The sequence below is a fragment of the Micromonospora sp. NPDC005298 genome, assembly GCF_040607375.1.
Classification (GTDB): Bacteria; Actinomycetota; Actinomycetes; order Mycobacteriales; family Micromonosporaceae; genus Micromonospora.
Window position 1 is genome coordinate 38,975 of record NZ_JBEXGP010000022.1, and the last position, 17,158, is coordinate 56,132.

Here is a 17,158-nt window from a genome sequence, read left to right on the forward strand (position 1 = left end):
CCCGAACGGACCGCGGTGTCGCAACCTCGCCGACCGGCGGGCACCCGCACGCCGCTGGATCGTCAGGCGCCGTCCGCCGGCACCAGGTCCTGCACCTCGGCGTACGACGGCAGGCCCACCGGCGCGGTGCCGGCCTGGCCGTGGACGGCGTCGACGGCGGCGAGCGCGGCGCCCAGCGCGGCGCGGAACAGCAGCGAGCCGGTGCTGACCCGGGCCACCCCGGCGGCGCCCAGGTCGTCCAGCCCCGGCCCGCCCGGCTGGTACAACGCGTTCACCGGCGCGTCGATCCGTTCGGTCAGCAGCCGCAGCGTCGTCAGGTCGACGGTGCCGGGCACGAAGATCCCGTCCGCGCCGGCGGCCCGGTAGGCACGCGCCCGGACCAGGGTCTGCGCCAGCGGGTCGGCCACGCCGAGCCACCACGTGTCGGTGCGCGCGTTGACGAACAGGTCCGGCACCGCCGCCCGCACCGCCGCGATCTTCTCCGCGACGCACCCGGGGTCGGCCAGGGTGCCGTCGGCGCGCCCGTCCTCCAGGTTGATCCCGACCACGCCGAGGCCGGCCAGCTCCGCCACGTATCCGGCGACCTCCGCCGGGTCGTCGCTGAACCCGGCTTCGACGTCCACGGTGAGCAGCACCGGCAATCGGGCCAGCCGGCGGGCCAGGGCAAGGGTCTCGGCGGCCGTGGACGCGGTGCCGTCGGGCCGGCCGGCGGCTGCCGCGACCCCGAGGCTCGTGGTGCCGACCGCCGGGTGGCCGCGCGCGGCGAGCGCCGCCGCCGAGGCGTGGTCCCAGGCGTTCGGCAGCAGCAGGGGTCGACCGGTGTGGTGCAGGGCACGGAACGTCGCACGACGGTCGGTCATCGCACGCTCACCTCCAGGCTCGTCGGGACCCGCAGGGTCGGATGCGGCTCGTGGCGCAGGGCGGCCCGGGTGCGCTGGCAGCGTTCCCGCAGCACGTCGAACATCCCGCCGGCGAGGCTCAGGGCGTGCCGGTCGCCCGGGCAGCCGCGCTCCCCCGCGCCGAAGGTGAGCGGCCCGGCGCCGGGCCGGCCGGGCCGGAAGACGGTCGGCTCGGCGAACGCCAGCGGGTCGCGGTTCGCGGCGTCGAACCGCAGCAGTGCCGGGCTGCCCGCCGGCAGGTCCTGGCCGCCCACCCGTACCGCCGCGGTGGTGACCCGCCGGGTGGCCCGCACCGGCGGGTCGAGCCGCAACACCTCGGCCAGCAGGTCGCCGCCGTCGATCCCTGCCGTCGCTCGCAGGGCCGCCGGGGTGAGCAGGTGGTGCGCGGCGGCGCCGACCAGGCCTGCGGTCGCGTCGCACGCCTGGACCAGGAGGCCGATCAGGTTCGCCCGTACCTGCGGCGGGGCCGGCGGCGAGAGCGCCAACAGCGCCGCCACCGCAGCGTCCGCGCGGCGCAGCAGCGTCGGGTCGACCCCCGGGTGGTACGCGGCGGCGACGACCGCGACCGCCGTACCGGCGGCTACCGGGTCGGCGAGACCGAGCCGGCCGGCCAGGACCCGCAGCGGCACCGGGCGGGCCAGTTCGGTCATCACGTCGACGCGGTCGCCGGCCCGGTCCAGCGTGGCGGCGGTCAACCGGGCCGCCTCCCGCCGCAGCTCGTCGGGGTCCAACGCGGCCAACGCCGACACCCCGATCGCCCGTCGCTCGGCGTGCAGGTGCGGCGCACTGAACCGGCTCACCGTGGCGCGCAGCCAGGCGAGGGTGCCCGGCGGACCGGCGTCGACGGCAGGCACCACGAACGCGGGGTCGGTCAGGACGGCGCGCACGTCGGCGTACCGCGTCACCTGCCAACCGCCGTCCGGGGCGGACGTGGGTGGTCCACACGCCGGCGTTCCGGCGGCGGGCGGCACAACGGGCCAGGCATCGGTCATCGTCCGACCGTAGGTCCGGGACCGTTCGCTCCCCGCCGAACAGTTGGCGCCGCGTGGCTACGGGCGGGACGGTCGTCCGGTGAGTCAGGCGCGGCCGCCGGTGAGCCGTGGAGCGGGCACCGGGGTGAGGGTGTGTTCGGCGACGGCCAGGGTGTCGGCCAGGGCGGTCAGGCCGCTCGATGTGACGCGGACGGCGCGGCCGGTGCCTCGGCTGGTCCAGCCCAGCTCGGTGAAGCGACGGCAGAGCGCCGCCCCTAGTGCCCCGGCCAGGTGTGGCCGGCGCTCGGTCCAGTCCAGGCAGTCGCGGACCACCGGGCGCCGGCCGGTGCGCAGCACCTCGACGGGTACGCCCAGCGCGGCGGCCCACGCCCAGCCGGCGGGTGTGAGCGTCAACCCGCTGGCCCGGTCCAGCCGACCGTCGGCCAGCAGCGCGTCGTACACCAGCACGCCCAGCCGTCCGGCGAGGTGGTCGTAGCAGGTCCGGGCGTACGCCAGGGCGGCGCCGGCGGTGGTCGCCCGCAGCGATCCGGTCGGCGCGGGCGGGGCCGGGGCGTATCCGGCCAGGCTCTCGATCAGCTGGGCCACGGCCGGTCCGGCCAGCCGCAGGTAGCGGTGCCGGCCCTGGCGCTCCTCGACCAGCAGCCCGCCCCGCACGAGGCGGGTGAGGTGGTCACTCGCGGTCGACGGCGCGACGCCGGCCCGCCGGGCCAGCTCCCCGGCGGTCCAGGCGCGGCCGTCGAGGAGCGCGAGGCAGATGGCGGCACGGGTGCCGTCGGCCAGCAGGGCGGCCAGCTCGGCCAGGCCCCGGCCCTCGGTGACAGCGCTCATCGCCCCATCATCGCCCCGGCCTGTCGGGCGTCCCACAACCGGGGCGTCGGGGCCGGCGCGGGCCGTCGCGCACGCGTCGGCTTGGACGTCGCCGCCCTTTACAACGTTGTATCCATCGTTGTAGAAACGGGGGCGCACACCGACCCTTGTCGACACACCGCCCACTCCCCCGAGGCAGGTCCCCATGCGACACCTCCGCCGCGGCGGCGCACTCGCCGCCGCGCTCGGTCTGATCCTGGCCGCGACCGCACCCGTCCACACCGCCAGCGCCGACAGCCCGTCGCGCTACCGCAATCCGATCTCCACCGCCGTCGGCGACACCTTCGCCGACCCGGTCATCGTCCGGGGCGACGACGGCTTCTGGTACGCCTACGGCACCACCGACCCCCTGCGCGAGGGCGAACGCGAGTTCCACCGGGTGCCCACCGCCCGCTCGGCCGACCTGGTCGACTGGACGTACGTCGGCGACGCCTTCGGCCCCGACCAACGCCCGCCGTACGCGGCGCCGGGGGCGGCGTTCTGGGCACCTGACGTGCGCCGCCTCGGCGACCGGTGGGTCATGTACGTGACGGTCACCGACACCACCGTCTCCACCGAGGGCAGCGACTACGCCATCGGCGCCGCCACCGCGCCCACGCCGACCGGCCCGTGGACCTTCGCCCCCGAGCCGGTCGTCGCCCCCCGTCCCGGCGGTGGCGGCGGTTACCTGTGGACCATCGACCCCAGCCAGTTCACCGACGTGGACGGCCGTGGCTACCTCTACTACGGCAGCTACTACGGCGGCATCTCGGTCACCGAACTCAGCCCGGACGGGCTGAGCGCCGTCGGCACGCCGACCCAGGTGGCGATCGACAACAAGTTCGAGGGCAGCTACGTGCTGCGCCACGACGGCTGGTACTACCTCTTCGCGTCCACCGCGAACTGCTGCGCCGGCCCGGCCACCGGGTACTCCGTGCAGGTCGGCCGGGCGCGCAGCCCGCGTGGCCCGTTCACCGACCGGGACGGGATCGCGCTGACCGCGTCCCGGGCCGGCGGCACCCCGGTGCTCACCCAGAACGGCAACCGCTGGATCGGCACCGGCCACAACGGTTTCCTCACCGACCTGTCCGGCCAGGACTGGATCGTCTACCACGCCATCGACCGCGCCGACCCGTACCTCGACGAGCCGTTCGGCATCAACGAACGCCCGATGCTGCTGGACCGTCTGGACTGGATCGACGGTTGGCCGGCGGTGAACGCGGGCTCCGGCCCGTCCGAGGGCAACCGGCCGGCGCCGGTCACCACCGGCCGGGTCGACGAGAGGTTCGACACCGCCGGACTCGCCGGCTGGCGACGCGACGCGGGCCGGTGGCAGGTCACCGACGGCCGGCTCATCGGCAGCGGCACGCTCACCTCGCGTACCACAGTCGGCGGTGACGTGCGGGCGGAGGCCGACCTGCGGCTGACCGGCGCGACCAGCGCCGGGATCATCCTCGGCGGCCGGGTCGAGGTGCGGGTGGACGCCGCCGCCGGCCGGCTCGTGGCCGGCGACGGCCGCCGGCAGGCCAGCACACCGCTGCCCGCCGGGCTCGACCTGGCCGACCGACACAATCTGGCCATCGAGGTACGCGGACAGCAGCTCGTCGCCGAGCTGAGCCCCGCCCGCCTCGGTGACCAGCTCGCCGTGGTGTCGCTGCGGCTGGACCGCCCGGTCGCCGGACGGGCCGGGCTGAGCGCCACCGGCGGCAGCGCCGAGTTCGACAACGTCAGCGTCACGCGCCTGTACCAGCAGGCGAAGCGGTCCGTGCCGGAGCCACGGGTCGGGGCGCCCCTGCGGGCGTACTCCGACGAGTTCGGTGACGGGCTCGACGACGGCTGGGAGTGGGTCCGCGAGGACCCGGCGGCAACCGTCTCCGGCGGGGAGCTGCGGTGGCCGGTACAGTCCGCCGACCTGACCGGCACCGGCAACACGGCCGGCGTGCTGCTGCGCGACGCCCCGCGCGGCGACTACGTCGCCGAGACGAAGGTGACATTGGACCTGGGTGAGGAGACGGTCCGCAACTACCAGCAGGCCGGCCTCGTCGCGTACGTGGACGACGACCGTTTCGCCCGGCTGACGCAGGTGGCGATCTGGAACACCCGGCAGGTCGAGTACGGCTACGAGCTGCCCTTCGCCGGTCAGCCGGTGTACGGCGGCAGCATCGTCGGCACCCCGGCCACCACCACGTGGCTGCGGCTGGCACACCACGTCGACCCGGTGACCGGTGAGCACGAGTACCGGGCCGGTTCCAGCCGTGACGGGCGTACCTGGACGTGGGGTGCGGTGTGGACCTTCCCGGCCGACACCACCCCCCGGATCGGGCTGGTCGCCCACGGCGGCGCCGCGCCTGCGGTCACCGCCCAGTTCGACTACCTGCGCTTCTACCGCTGACCGGTTGGCAGACGGCGCCGGGGGCCTCCGTCACGGGGACGGAGGCCCCGGGCCGAGCGGCGTGACCGTCCGGCCCGTGGCGTCGTAGCTGCGGGCGGCGACGAACGCACCAGTCGGGCGCTGCCCACCGGCGACGGCACGGGCCAGTCGCAGGTCCGCGTCGCGGAACCGCAGGGCCAGGCTCAGGTGCGGCACCCAGGCACCCGGGGCGTGCCAGGGACGCTGCCCGTCGGCCCCGGCCAGGACGTCCCAGACGGCGGCGTGCAGCGCGGTCAGCGCCGGCGCCGGCCGAAGCAGCCAGACCAGCGGGCGGCTCCCGTCCAGGACGACGATCCGGTCCAGCGTGACGGGCACCGGCAGGGCGGCGTCGAACAGTCCGGCCAGGCGATCCTCGACACCGGGCGGGAAGCCGTCCACGGCAGCCAGGGTCAGGTGCGGTCGGTTGGTCGGGTGGACGTTGCGGGCCAGGCTGGGCAGACCGGCGGCCACCAACCGACCCCAGACCGCCCGGACCTCGGCGTCCAACCCGGACGAGCACACCAGTTCCACCGTACGCACAGACTCACGCTAGCCGGCTGCTCAGAGCCAGCCGTTGTCCCGGGCGGTGCGCACCGCGTCGACCCGGTCGGCGGCGCCGAGCTTCTGCACGGCTGCCGAGAGGTGGTTGCGGACGGTGCCGGTGGACAGGTGCACCCGGCGGGCGATCACCGCGACCGGGGCGCCGAACTCGGCCAGCCGCAGCGTCTCCAGCTCCCGGGGCGTCAACGGGCACGCGGGCAGGGTCAGCGCGTCAGCCGCCAGCGACGGGTCGACGTACCGGCCGCCGGCGTGCACCCGCCGGATCACGTCGGCGAGCGCACCGCCGGGCGAACCCTTGGGCACGAAACCCCGCGCGCCCGCCGTCAGGGCCTGCCGCAGGTGCCCCGGGCGGCCGTGCCCGGTGAGCACGACCACCGCGCACTCGGGACGGACGCGGGCCAGTTCGGCGGCCACCGCGATGCCGTCCAGCCCGGGCATCTCCAGGTCCACCACTGCCACGTCGGGGCGGTGGGCCACCGTCGCCGTGACCGCCGAGGGCCCGTCGGCGGCGTGGGCCACCACGTCGAGGTCCGGCTCCAGGTCGAGCAGGGCGGCGACCGCCACCCGGATCAGGTCCTCGTCGTCGGCGAGCAGGACGCGGATCACGACGACACCGGCACGGTGACCTCGAGGGTGAACACGGCGTCCTGGCGGCGTACCCGCAACTCTCCCCCGGCCGCGGCGATCCGGTCGGTCAGGCCGCGCAGGCCGTGGCTGTGCCCGTCCGGACCCCGATCGGCGGCGCCGTCGTTGACGATCGTCATCCTGGCCACGTTCTCCTCCCGGTCGATGCGGATCCGACACCAGTCGGCCCGGCTGTGCCGCAACACGTTGGTGCCCGCCTCGCGCAGCACCGCCGCCAGTTCGCTGGCCGCCGGCTGCGGCACCTCCGACGGTGAACGCTGCACCGTGCAGCGCACCCCGCAGGACCGCAGCACCTCGGCCACGGCGGCCACCTGCTCGCCGAGGTCGACCGCCCGGTAGCCGTGCACGGTCTCGCGGACCTCGGTCAGCGCGGACGCGGCGAGCCGCTGCGCCTCGGCGGCCTCCCGGCCGGCCCGCTCCGCGTCGACCGGTGCCAGCCGGGCGGCCAGTTCGGCCTTCAACGCGATGACGGTGAGGTGGTGACCCAGCACGTCGTGCACGTCGCGGGCGAACCGCAGCCGCTCCTCGGCGGCGGCCAGTTGGGCCTGGGCGGCCTGACCCTGCCGGGCCTCCACGAGCAGGCCCCAGAACCAGACCTGCAACCAGTTGACGGCCGCCACGGCCACGCCGACCCCGCCGGTCACCACCAGGTACCGGACGACCGAGCCGCCGGTCCACCACGCCACGCCCGCCGACACGAGCAGGGTGCCGGCGGTCACCGCCACCGCCCCGTGAACGCCGACCAGCAGCGGAACCATCCCGACCAGGGCGGCGCCGATCCACGCCCAGGTCGGCCAGGCGCCCGCCGCCACCGGGGCGACCAACGGCACGGTCAGCGCCGCCACGACGCCGAGACCGAGCTGCGCGCGGCGTCGCCACCGCTGCGCGAGCCACGGCGTGACCGCCGCGTACAGCACGGCGGTCTGGGCCACCGCGAAGGCGCAGATGCCGACCGCGCCGAGCGCGACGCGGCCGGCGTCCGGCTCCCGGGACAGGCCCACCGCGGGCAGCAGCACAGTCGCCCACACACCGGTGGCCAGCGAGAGCAGCGTCGCCTGCCGGGCCCGGTGCAGCCGGCGGTCCGCCCGGGGGATCACCACCTCGCTCGCCACGCGTCGATCCTAGGGCCGCCGGGCGCACGGTCCGCCCGTGCGAGTTGTCATGGTCCGACCGTGCGCCGCGCACGGGATTCCGGTGACGGACGGGCCTGCCGGTCGCGCCGGAACGCCGGCAGGGTCAACGGCATGAACACGACACCGATGTACGCGCCGACCACCGCCTCCGTACCCTCGCCCGGACCCCTGCGGACCGACCAGCCGGCACCCACGGCCGTGCCGACCACCGGCGGCAGGCGGAGGCTGCTGTGGCATCTCGGCGAGATGGCGCTCGCGATGATCGCCGGAATGGTGCTGCTCGGGCCGCTGTGGGAGACGGCCGGGCGCCCACTGGGGCTCGGCGGTGTGCTCGGCCGCGCGGACGTGGCCGCGCTGGTGATGGCCACGAACATGACCGTCGGTATGACGGTGTGGATGCGCTACCGGGCGCACCACTGGCGTGGGGTCGTCGAGATGGGCGCGGCGATGTACGTGCCGTTCCTGCTGCTGCTCGTCCCGTTCTGGACCGGTGTGCTGGGCGGCGACGCACTGATGCTCGGCGGTCACCTGCTGATGGTGCCGGCCATGGTGCTGGTGGCGGTGCGGCACCGGCACGAGACGCCGGCGGTGATCCGGCGGCGTCCGGCCGTGGTGGCGCTGGCCCGCCGCTGGCCGACCGGGCTGGCGGTGCTGATGACCGTGGACATGTGGGTGGATCCCTTCGTGCTCAGCCCGTGGACGATGCTGGTGCTGCCCGGCGGCTACCTGCTGATCGGCGTGGTCCGCCGCTCGCTTCGCGGGCCGGGCGTCCTCGCCACCCAACTCGTCGGTCTGGTCGTCTGGGTGGCCCTGACGCTCGTCGCGGTCGCGGCCGGTGGGCGGACCGCCGCGTGGCTGGTGGCGTTCGGGTGGCTGGCGCACGCCGGGTGGGACCTGGCGCACCACCGCACCGGCCGGGTGGTGCCGCGCGGCTACGCCGAGTGGTGCGGAGTGCTCGACGCGGCCCTCGCCGCGGTGATGATCCTGGCGATCCTGAGCAGCGGCGACTGACCCGGTGGCGCTCTTGTGCCGGTCGCCGCAGCGCGCCGGACGGGGTGATGAAAGGCTTGGCACATGAGTTCCGCACCTGCACAGCACGACGCACCGACCGACATCACCCCCGACGGCCCCGACGAGGCGCACGCCTTCACGGAGCTCGGGCTGCGCGCCGAACTGCTGGGCGCCCTGTCCGCCCTCGGTTACGAGGAGCCGACCCCGATCCAGCGGGAGGCGATCCCGCCGCTGCTCGACGGCCGCGACCTGCTCGGTCAGGCCGCCACCGGCACCGGCAAGACGGCGGCGTTCGCGCTGCCGCTGCTGCACCGGATGGTGGCGCACCGCGACGGCGGGGACCCGGTGGCGCTGGTGCTGGTGCCGACGCGGGAGCTGGCGGTGCAGGTGTCCGAGGCGTTCCACAGGTACGGCAAGGACCTGGGTGCGCGGGTGCTGCCGATCTACGGTGGGCAGCCGATCGGGCGGCAGCTGCGGGCCCTGGACAGCGGCGTGGACGTGGTGGTGGCCACCCCCGGGCGGGCCCTGGACCACATCGCCCGGGGCACCCTGCGCCTGGGTGGCCTGGCCACGGTGGTGCTCGACGAGGCCGACGAGATGCTCGACATGGGTTTCGCCGAGGACATCGAGGCGATCCTGGAGCACGCGCCGGAGCAGCGCCAGACGGTGCTCTTCTCGGCCACCATGCCGTCGAGAATCGACGGGATGGCCCGCCAGCACCTGCGCGAGCCGGTCCGGATCGAGATCGGCCGGGAGCAGACGGTCGCCGGTGAGGCGCCCCGGGTGCGGCAGAGCGCGTACATCGTGACCCGGGCGCACAAGCCGGCCGCGTTGGGTCGGGTGCTGGACGTGGAGTCGCCCACCGCCGCGATCGTGTTCTGCCGCAGCCGGGAGGAGGTGGACCGGCTGACCGAGACGATGAACGGCCGGGGCTACCGCTCCGAGGCGCTGCACGGCGGGATGAGCCAGGAACAGCGCGACCGGGTGATGGGCCGGCTGCGGGCGGGCACCGCCGACCTGCTGGTCGCCACCGACGTGGCGGCCCGTGGCCTGGACGTCGAGCAGCTCACCCACGTCGTGAACTACGACGTGCCGTCCGCGCCGGAGTCGTACGTGCACCGGATCGGCCGGGTCGGTCGGGCCGGCCGCGAGGGCGTGGCGATCACCCTGGCCGAGCCGCGCGAGCACCGGATGCTCAAGACCATCGAGCGGGTGACCGGCCAGCGGATCACCATCGACAAGATCCCCACGGTGGCGGACATGCGGACCCGCCGGCTGGAGCTGACCCAGGCGGCGCTGCGCGAGAGCCTGCTGGAGGACGACCTGGACCCGTTCCGGGTGATCGTGGAGACGCTGACCGACGAGTTCGACCTGATGGAGGTCGCCCTCGCCGCGGTGAAGCTCGCACACGAGGTGACGTCCCCCGGCTCGGACGACGAGGAGGAGATCCCGCAGGCGCCGGTGCGCGGCCCGCGCGAGGGCCGGCCGGAGGCCGGTGGCCGGGGCGGCGACCGGCGTGGTGGAGGCCGGCCCCGCCCGGGTGGCGGCAACACCGTGCAGGTCTTCGTCGGTCTGGGTCGGCGCGCCGGGGTGCGCCCGCAGGATCTGGTCGGCGCGATCACCGGGGAGACCGGCATCCGCGGCCGGGACATCGGCTCGATCGAGATCGCCGACCGGTTCTCGCTGGTGGAGGTGCCGCAGGGGGTGGCCGACGAGGTGATCTCCGGGCTGCGCTCCAGCACGATCAAGGGCCGCAAGGCCACGGTCCGCCGGGACCGCGGCGGCGAGGGGCGCTGACCCTGGCCGCCGGCGAGAGCGGGGGTTCGGCGGTCGCCGGCGGCGTGGGTCAGAAGGCGTACGGGCCGAACCGGCCCCAGGCGACCACCGCGGCGAGCACGAGCAGCACCGCGCAGGTGATCGCGCCCTGGATCTCCGTCCGGCGGCGGTCCTGGTTGTCGGGCTTGTTCATGTCGCGCAGGTGCACCAGGATGCCCCCGATCATCACGATGACGAGGCCGACGGCGGCGAGGGGCGTCAGCACGGTGGCGATGCCGGTGAGCGGGGGCAGCACCAGCCCGAGTGCGGCCAGCACCTCGACCGCGCCGAGCGCCTTGACCTGCGACGGCGGGACCGGGTCCACCCATCGCATCGGGTCGCGCAGCTTCTCCTTGGGCTGGGTCAGTTTGGCCAGGCCGGCGCCGGCGAAGATGGCGGCGAGCAGGATCTGGATGGCCCAGAGCGCAACGTTCACAGGGGTTTCCTCCAGGGGGACCGCCTCGCGGCGGAGAGGTCGTTGAGGAGTTCGGACCGGACAGTAGTCCCCCGTGCGCGTACACCAGCGACCCCCGCCGTCGGTGGGACGGCGGGGGTCGCTGGGTTCGTGGTGTCAGGCGGTGGCGAGCGCCGGACCGTCGAGCGCCTCCACGTCGGCCGGGCGCAGCGCCAGGGCGAGCACGTCGGCCACGTCGGCCAGGGTGTGCACGGTCAGCGCCTCGCGCACCTCGGTCGGCAGGTCGTCCAGGTCCGGCTCGTTACGCGCCGGGATGATGACCTCGGTGAGGCCGGCCCGGTGCGCGGCGAGCAGCTTCTGCTTCACCCCGCCGATCGGCAGCACCCGACCGGAGAGCGTCACCTCGCCGGTCATCCCGAACTCCGGGCGGACCGGGCGGCCGGTGACCAGTGAGGCCAGGGCCGTCACCATGGTGATGCCGGCGCTCGGGCCGTCCTTGGGCACCGCGCCCGCCGGGAAGTGGACGTGGATCCGGCGCCCGGCCAGCACGTTCGGGTCGATGCCGAACCGCCGCCCGTTGGAGCGCAGGTACGACAGGGCGATGTGCGCGGACTCCTTCATCACGTCGCCGAGCTGGCCGGTCAGGGTCAGACCCGGCTCGCCCTCCATGCTTGTCGCCTCGATGAAGAGCACGTCCCCGCCGGCGCCGGTGACGGCGAGGCCGGTGGCCACACCGGGCACCGCGGTGCGCTCGGCCGACTCCGGGGTGAACTTCGGTCGACCGAGGTAGCCGCTGAGGTTGTCGGTGTCGACGCGTACCGGTGACGGGTCGGTCGCCAGGGTCACCGCCACCTTGCGCAGGATCTTGGCAAGGCCACGTTCGAGCTGCCGTACGCCGGCCTCCCGGGTGTACTCCCCCGCGATCAGCGCGAGGGCCTCGTCGGCGATCTCCACCTCGTCGGCGGTCAGCCCGGCCCGCTCCCGCTGCCGGGGCAGCAGGTGGTCGCGGGCGATGGAGACCTTCTCGTCCTCGGTGTACCCGTCCAGCATGACCAGTTCCATCCGGTCCAGCAGCGGGCCGGGGATGGACTCGACCACGTTCGCGGTGGCGAGGAAGAGCACGTCGGACAGGTCGAGGTCGACCTCCAGGTAGTGGTCCCGGAAGGTGTGGTTCTGCGCCGGGTCGAGGACCTCCAGCAGGGCGGCGGCCGGGTCACCGGCGTAGCCGGCGGCCAGCTTGTCCACCTCGTCGAGGAGCACGACCGGATTCATCGAGCCTGCCTCGCGCAGCGCGCGGACGATCCGGCCGGGCAGCGCGCCGACGTAGGTGCGCCGGTGACCGCGGATCTCCGCCTCGTCGCGGACGCCGCCGAGCGACACCCGGACGAAGTTGCGCCCGAGCGCGCGCGCCACGGACTCGCCGAGGCTCGTCTTGCCCACCCCGGGAGGGCCGGCGAGGGCGAGCACCGCGCCGGAGCCGCGACCGCCGACCACGCCGAGGTTGCGCTCGGCCCGACGGTTGCGCACGGCCAGGTACTCCAGGATGCGGTCCTTCACGTCGGCCAGGCCGGCGTGGTCGGCGTCGAGCACCGCCCGGGCCGCGGCCAGGTCGGTGTTGTCCTGGGTACGCGTGCCCCACGGCATTTCGAGAACGGTGTCGAGCCAGGTACGGATCCAGCCCGCCTCCGGGGAGGCGTCACTGGCCCGCTCCAGCTTGCCGACCTCGCGCATGGCGGCCTCACGGACCTTCTCCGGCAGATCGGCGCTCTCCACCCGGCTGCGGTAGTCGGCCGAGCCGTCCGGCTCGTCCTCGCCCAGCTCCTTGCGGATCGCGGCGAGCTGCTGGCGCAGCAGGAACTCCCGCTGGGACTTCTCCAGCCCCTCGCGGACGTCACTGTTGATCTGCTCGGTGACCTCCTGCTCGGCCAGGTACGCCTTCACCCAGTCGACGAGCAGCTCCAACCGGGCGGTGACGTCCGGCGCGGCGAGCAGTTCGGTCTTCTGCTCCAGGGTCAGCCAGGGCGCGTAGCCGGCCGAGTCGGCCAGCTCGGACAGGTCGGTCATCCGCTCGACGGCGTCGATGACCTGCCAGGCGCCGCGCTGCTGGAGTACGGAGGTCACCAGGGCGCGGTACTCGCGGGCGAGTTCCCGGGCGCGGCCGGCGGGAGCGGGTTCGTCGAGTTCGGTCGCCTCGACCCAGAGTGCGGCGCCGGGCCCGGGCACGCCGGAGCCGATCCGGGCCCGGGACAGGCCACGGACCACGGCGGCGGGCTCGCCGTCGGGCAGCCGGCCGACCTTCTCGATGGTGGCGACCACGCCGACTGGGCCGTACTCGCCGTCGATGCGCGGCACGGCCAGCAGCCTGCGGTCGTCGGTCGTCCGTGCGGCGTCGATCGCGGCCTGGGTGGTCGGGTCGAGGGTCACCGGGATCACCATGCCGGGCAGCAGCACGGCGTCGGTCAGGGGAAGTACCGGAAGAGTTGCCATCGAACACCTGCTATCGCGTTGAGTTGAGCGTGTCTCACTCAAGTAACAAAGCGTTCCCCTTGTTCCGCGATGTGACCCAGACCACTCCCACGCCGGTCGGTCGGGCCGCCAGCGACCGGCGGGCGACCCGACCTGACACCTCAGGTGAGCTTGCTCTTCACCGTGTTCACGACCGAACCGGCCACGCCGGGGTTGGTGCCGTACAGGCGCGGGTCGCCCGGAGGCAGCACCGGCTCCGGCGCGTTCGCGCGCGGGGCGTCGTCGTACCGGAACTCGCCCTTGCCGTCCGGCGTGGGACCCGACGCCCAGCGCCCCTGCGCGGCGTCGGTGCCCGAGGAGAAGCCCAGGTAGGTGTAGCTGTACTCCTCGGTGAACTCGCCGGAGTCCGGGAACGCCTCGGGCACCGGCATGTCCTCCAGCCCGTCCTCCTTGAGCTGCTCGATCGCCGCCAGCCACATGTTCTGGTGCATCGTGTCGCGGGCCAGCAGGAAGCGCAGCATCTGCTTGACACCCGGGTCGTCGGTCATGTTGAACAACCGGGCGACCTGGAGCCTGCCCTGCGCCTCCGCGGTGACGTTGAGCTGGAAGTCGGCCAGTAGGTTGCCGCTGGCGGTGACGAACGCGCCGCTCCACGGCACCCCGTTGGAGTCGGCCGGCAACGCGCCGCCGCCACCGTGGATGAAGTGCGCCGGGTTCGACGCGGCGTAGGTCGCGGCACCCCCCGGATTGCCCGCGATGCCCTCGGTCATCGACAGCGGCGCATTGTCCAACAGCCGGCTGATCATCGTGACGATCATCTCGACGTGACCCACCTCCTCGGTGCCCACATCGAGCAGCAGGTCCTTGTACTTGCCCGGCAGCCGACAGTTCCAGCCCTGGAACAGGTACTGGTTGGCGACCGTCATCTCGCCCCACTTGCCCCCCAGAACCTCCTGCAACCGGCGGGCGAACGCGGCGTCCGGTCCGTCCGGCTTCGCCTCGAACTGCAGATCCTTGACGTGACTGAACATCTGACCTCCTCGTGCCGGAAATGCTGGTGACGAGGACATCCCCGGCTCGGCGGCCCCGCCGGGCCAACCTGTGTCCCGGCCGGGTCAGGCACCGGATGCGGCAGCACCCGCCTCCAGCGCCGGCCCGGGACGGTTCCGCGCAACCGTCGCAGCGGACCCCGTACGCCCTGGCGCTCCCACATCCACCCATCCGGTGCCTGGCCGCATGATCGGTACCCGGCGGGGAACGGCGCAGACATGCCGGACGGCTCCACCATTCGAATCGCGGTCGTGGACGATCACACCCTCTTCGCCCGTGGCTTGGAACTGCTGCTCCCGGTGATCAGCCAGGGCCGCGTCGAGGTGGTCGGCTCGACCGGCGACGCGAGCGCGGCGGCCGGCCTGGTCAGCCGCTGCCGCCCCGATCTCGTCCTGGTCGACCTGCACATGCCACCGCCCGGTGGCATCCGGGCCGTGGCCGCGATCCGACGGACCACGCCCCTGGTCCGGGTGGTCGCGATGTCCGATTCCACCGACCCGGCGCCGGCGCTCGAGGCCCTGCGCGCCGGCGCCGAGGGGTACCTGCCCAAGACCAGCGAGCCGGAGGAACTGCTTCCCCCACTGCTGGCCGTCCTCGACGGGTGGGCCGTCTTCCCGGCGGACCTGCTGCGCGTCCTGCTGCGTCCCTCCCGCTGCACCCCGGTCGACCTGGACGGCGAGGAACGCCGGCTGCTGCGCGCTATCGCCGCCGGCCGCAACACCGTCGATATCGCCGAGGAACTGCACGTCTCGGAGCGGACGGTGAAACGGATGACCGCCGCCCTTCTGCGCAAGCTGCGGGTGTCGAACCGGGCGGAGGCGGCCGCCGTGGCAGGTCAGGCCGGTCTGCTCGGCGAATGAAGGCCGGGCCGCCCCGCGATTCGGTGACGATTCCCGGTTTCTCGGTCACCGAATCGCGACGCGCCGAAATGAGAGCGCCGCACATTGTTGCGGTTTCCCAGGGAAGTAGGTCAGACTTTGGACACATCCCGCCACACACAGGGAGTAATCGGCAATGGCGAGAAGAGTAATCACGGTCCTGACCGACGACCTCGACGGCGGGAAGGCCGACCGGACGGTCGAGTTCAGTCTCGACGGCGTGGCCTACACGATCGACGTCTCGGACGAGAATGCGGGCGTCCTGCGCAAGGCGCTGGACCCGTACATCAATGCGGGCCGGCGCATCGGGCGAGGCGCCGTGGAGAACACCCGGACCGTTCGGCGGCCGGGTCGACCCAGCGGCGCGGGAATGGACCGGGAGCAGAACCGGGCCATCCGGGAATGGGCCGTCAACAACGGATTCAAGATTTCCGAGCGGGGTCGGATCCCGGTCGAGGTCGTCGAGGCGTACAAGAGCCGCTGACCGGACGACACACTGACGGGGCCACGCCGTTTCCGGCATGGCCCCGTCATATTGTCGGCACTGTTGGTGACGGCTGCGGCCGGTCACCCCCGGCTGTCCGCCCGGGGTGACCGGCCGCAGCCGGTCGTACAACGACTCAGTTGACCGAGATGCGCACCGAGTCGAACGCCGGCGTCTGGTTGGCGCGCTCCATCATCGGCAGACGGTGCGAACCGTCACCCGCCCAGATCGAACACTGCGCGGTTCCCGACTCCGGCAGACCGGGGATCTGGATGGTCACCTCGTCCGGCTCGGCGCCACCGCGACCGTCCTCGGTGGCCACGAAGAACGCGGGCACCTCCTGCGGCTCCGGCGGGGTGGTCAGGCTGTCCAGCATCCGGCACGCCGTGTGGAAGTGCCCTCGGACCAGGCCCTGGGCGTTGAGCAGAGAGCTCTCCACGTAGTACCCACCCTGGCCGGCGGCCAGGAAGCGGTCCCGGACCAGGTTGCGGGTGCTGACCCGCAGCGTGAACGGCTGGTTGCGGCCCACCTGCTGGGGGAACTGGGTGATGAGCAGGGAGGGGTTGTTGGCGGCGGCGCCGACCTCACCGAACTCGGTGCTCACGCACCGGTTGCCGTTCTGGAAGCCGTCGTGCGCCTGGAGCTGGCTCTCGTCACAGTTGTTGGCGAGCACGCCGAGTCCGGCACCGGGAGCGTTGCCGCCGTTGTTCCCACCGCCGTTGTTGTTCCCACCGCCGGTGTTGCCACCGTTGCCGGTGCCACCGCCCGTGTTCCCGCCACCGGTGTTGCCACCGCCGTTGTTGCCACCGTTGCCGCCGGTCGGCTGCACCTGACATTCGGCGAGCTGCGCCAGACCCTGCGGGCGGGGCCCGACCCGGTCGATGGCGGTCGTGATGCGGTCCAGCACCGCGCGGCGCTTGCCGGCCAGGGGCTGGAGGATCGCGTTGCGGATGAAGGCCTCACCCTTGTTGCCCTCGGCGGCCAGGCGGCGGTCGGCCTCGGCGATCTGGGTCGTCAACTGGGCGAGATTGCGGTCCACCTCGGCCCGGGCCCGCTGCGGCACCTGCGGCAGCTTCGACGCCACGTCCGGACAGGCGACGGCCGAACCGGTGCCCACCGTGCCGTCCTTGCCGTCCTCGCACTCCGGGACCGACTGCTGCCCGTCACCCCAGTGGTTCCGCACCCACCGACCATTCTGCCAGGTCCGGCTGGTCGAACCATTTCCGCTCGGCGCGGTCGCGCCCGGGCTGGGCTCGACACACTGCCCCGCGGCCGGGCGGGGTTTGTTGGTCCGCCGATCCTGGGCCGACGAAATCTGGGTCACGGCGACAACTCCGCCGAAGACCACGAGCGTGCCGACAACGGCCAGCAGACGCTTGCTCCGCGCGTTGCCGGATGCCCGGCGCGCCCGAGTGGACCTGCGCATCGAATTGCTCTCCTTCTCGATCCGGTACTGGATTCCTGCCCTCGGCGGACCGACGGATTTGAGATGGCACGCGTCAACGGCGGCCACCACGACCTACCCGGTGATGTGTCGACGGCCGACGATGCCC

At 73.8% G+C, this 17,158-nt stretch carries 15 protein-coding genes; 5 read left to right on the forward strand and 10 right to left on the reverse strand.

Going from position 1 to position 17,158, the window contains the following annotated elements; all coding sequences use genetic code 11:
• Window positions 1-62: 62 nt before the first annotated feature.
• From ABZS77_RS24395 to ABZS77_RS24405, 3 genes are all read right to left on the reverse strand, one after another.
• Entirely contained in the window at window positions 63-860 is a 798-nt protein-coding gene (locus ABZS77_RS24395) for an isocitrate lyase/phosphoenolpyruvate mutase family protein (RefSeq protein WP_354827033.1), read from the reverse strand.
• Window positions 857-1,891, reverse strand: coding sequence for a cytochrome P450 (locus ABZS77_RS24400; protein WP_354827035.1), 1,035 nt, complete (start codon window positions 1,889-1,891; stop codon window positions 857-859). The genes ABZS77_RS24395 and ABZS77_RS24400 overlap by 4 nt, the downstream gene beginning before the upstream one ends.
• An 84-nt stretch (window positions 1,892-1,975) precedes the next feature.
• Window positions 1,976-2,719 (reverse strand): winged helix-turn-helix domain-containing protein, encoded by a 744-nt coding sequence (locus ABZS77_RS24405; RefSeq protein ID WP_354827037.1) that lies wholly within the window; start codon window positions 2,717-2,719, stop codon window positions 1,976-1,978.
• A 184-nt stretch (window positions 2,720-2,903) separates the two neighbouring features.
• Between ABZS77_RS24405 and ABZS77_RS24410 the strand changes: the two genes are divergently transcribed.
• Window positions 2,904-5,129, forward strand: a complete 2,226-nt coding sequence (locus ABZS77_RS24410; RefSeq protein ID WP_354827039.1) for a family 43 glycosylhydrolase — start codon at window positions 2,904-2,906, stop codon at window positions 5,127-5,129.
• A gap of 30 nt (window positions 5,130-5,159) precedes the next feature.
• On the opposite strand, the gene ABZS77_RS24415 is transcribed toward ABZS77_RS24410, so the two are convergent.
• From ABZS77_RS24415 to ABZS77_RS24425, 3 genes are read right to left on the reverse strand one after another with little or no spacing between them, the layout of a single operon-like run.
• Window positions 5,160-5,687: a 2'-5' RNA ligase family protein gene (locus ABZS77_RS24415; protein WP_354827042.1), complete on the reverse strand. Its 528-nt coding sequence runs from the start codon at window positions 5,685-5,687 to the stop codon at window positions 5,160-5,162.
• A 21-nt stretch (window positions 5,688-5,708) separates the two neighbouring features.
• Window positions 5,709-6,314: a response regulator transcription factor gene (locus tag ABZS77_RS24420; RefSeq protein ID WP_354827045.1), complete on the reverse strand. Its 606-nt coding sequence runs from the start codon at window positions 6,312-6,314 to the stop codon at window positions 5,709-5,711.
• On the reverse strand, window positions 6,311-7,465 hold the full coding sequence (locus ABZS77_RS24425) for a histidine kinase (protein ID WP_354827048.1): 1,155 nt from the start codon (window positions 7,463-7,465) through the stop codon (window positions 6,311-6,313). Before ABZS77_RS24425 ends, ABZS77_RS24420 begins: the two co-directional genes overlap by 4 nt.
• Window positions 7,466-7,597: 132 nt before the next feature.
• Here ABZS77_RS24425 and ABZS77_RS24430 point away from each other — a divergent pair, with 132 nt between their 5' ends.
• A complete protein-coding gene (locus ABZS77_RS24430; protein WP_354827051.1) occupies window positions 7,598-8,497 on the forward strand; it encodes a hypothetical protein in 900 nt (299 codons plus the stop codon).
• A gap of 63 nt (window positions 8,498-8,560) precedes the next feature.
• Window positions 8,561-10,294, forward strand: coding sequence for a DEAD/DEAH box helicase (locus tag ABZS77_RS24435; RefSeq protein WP_354827054.1), 1,734 nt, complete (start codon window positions 8,561-8,563; stop codon window positions 10,292-10,294).
• Between the two features lie 49 nt (window positions 10,295-10,343).
• On the opposite strand, the gene ABZS77_RS24440 is transcribed toward ABZS77_RS24435, so the two are convergent.
• The 3 genes from ABZS77_RS24440 to ABZS77_RS24450 all read right to left on the reverse strand — a co-directional run bounded on the left by ABZS77_RS24440 (window position 10,344) and on the right by ABZS77_RS24450 (window position 14,224).
• Window positions 10,344-10,748 (reverse strand): DoxX family protein, encoded by a 405-nt coding sequence (locus ABZS77_RS24440; RefSeq protein WP_354827056.1) that lies wholly within the window; start codon window positions 10,746-10,748, stop codon window positions 10,344-10,346.
• 135 nt (window positions 10,749-10,883) lie between these two features.
• The gene (lon, locus tag ABZS77_RS24445; protein ID WP_354827059.1) at window positions 10,884-13,214 is read right to left on the reverse strand and encodes an endopeptidase La; all 2,331 of its coding nucleotides are present in this window, start codon (window positions 13,212-13,214) and stop codon (window positions 10,884-10,886) included.
• 140 nt (window positions 13,215-13,354) lie between these two features.
• The gene (locus ABZS77_RS24450; RefSeq protein WP_354827062.1) at window positions 13,355-14,224 is read right to left on the reverse strand and encodes a manganese catalase family protein; all 870 of its coding nucleotides are present in this window, start codon (window positions 14,222-14,224) and stop codon (window positions 13,355-13,357) included.
• A 270-nt stretch (window positions 14,225-14,494) separates the two neighbouring features.
• Here ABZS77_RS24450 and ABZS77_RS24455 point away from each other — a divergent pair, with 270 nt between their 5' ends.
• Entirely contained in the window at window positions 14,495-15,103 is a 609-nt protein-coding gene (locus tag ABZS77_RS24455) for a response regulator transcription factor (protein ID WP_354827065.1), read from the forward strand.
• Between the two features lie 154 nt (window positions 15,104-15,257).
• The gene (locus tag ABZS77_RS24460; RefSeq protein ID WP_354827067.1) at window positions 15,258-15,605 is read left to right on the forward strand and encodes an Lsr2 family protein; all 348 of its coding nucleotides are present in this window, start codon (window positions 15,258-15,260) and stop codon (window positions 15,603-15,605) included.
• Between the two features lie 136 nt (window positions 15,606-15,741).
• On the opposite strand, the gene ABZS77_RS24465 is transcribed toward ABZS77_RS24460, so the two are convergent.
• A complete protein-coding gene (locus ABZS77_RS24465) occupies window positions 15,742-17,031 on the reverse strand; it encodes a hypothetical protein (RefSeq protein ID WP_354827070.1) in 1,290 nt (429 codons plus the stop codon).
• Between the last annotated feature and the right edge of the window lie 127 nt (window positions 17,032-17,158).

What these genes read in the sequence shown, in the direction of transcription:
- lon (WP_354827059.1), bottom strand. Translation starts at nt 13,214, where the DNA reads ATGGCAACTCTTCCGGTACTTCCCCTGACCGACGCCGTGCTGCTGCCC.
- ABZS77_RS24435 (WP_354827054.1), top strand. Translation starts at nt 8,561, where the DNA reads ATGAGTTCCGCACCTGCACAGCACGACGCACCGACCGACATCACCCCC.
- ABZS77_RS24460 (WP_354827067.1), top strand. Translation starts at nt 15,258, where the DNA reads ATGGCGAGAAGAGTAATCACGGTCCTGACCGACGACCTCGACGGCGGG.
- ABZS77_RS24405 (WP_354827037.1), bottom strand. Translation starts at nt 2,719, where the DNA reads ATGAGCGCTGTCACCGAGGGCCGGGGCCTGGCCGAGCTGGCCGCCCTG.
- ABZS77_RS24430 (WP_354827051.1), top strand. Translation starts at nt 7,598, where the DNA reads ATGAACACGACACCGATGTACGCGCCGACCACCGCCTCCGTACCCTCG.
- ABZS77_RS24450 (WP_354827062.1), bottom strand. Translation starts at nt 14,224, where the DNA reads ATGTTCAGTCACGTCAAGGATCTGCAGTTCGAGGCGAAGCCGGACGGA.
- ABZS77_RS24410 (WP_354827039.1), top strand. Translation starts at nt 2,904, where the DNA reads ATGCGACACCTCCGCCGCGGCGGCGCACTCGCCGCCGCGCTCGGTCTG.
- ABZS77_RS24465 (WP_354827070.1), bottom strand. Translation starts at nt 17,031, where the DNA reads ATGCGCAGGTCCACTCGGGCGCGCCGGGCATCCGGCAACGCGCGGAGC.
- ABZS77_RS24400 (WP_354827035.1), bottom strand. Translation starts at nt 1,891, where the DNA reads ATGACCGATGCCTGGCCCGTTGTGCCGCCCGCCGCCGGAACGCCGGCG.
- ABZS77_RS24395 (WP_354827033.1), bottom strand. Translation starts at nt 860, where the DNA reads ATGACCGACCGTCGTGCGACGTTCCGTGCCCTGCACCACACCGGTCGA.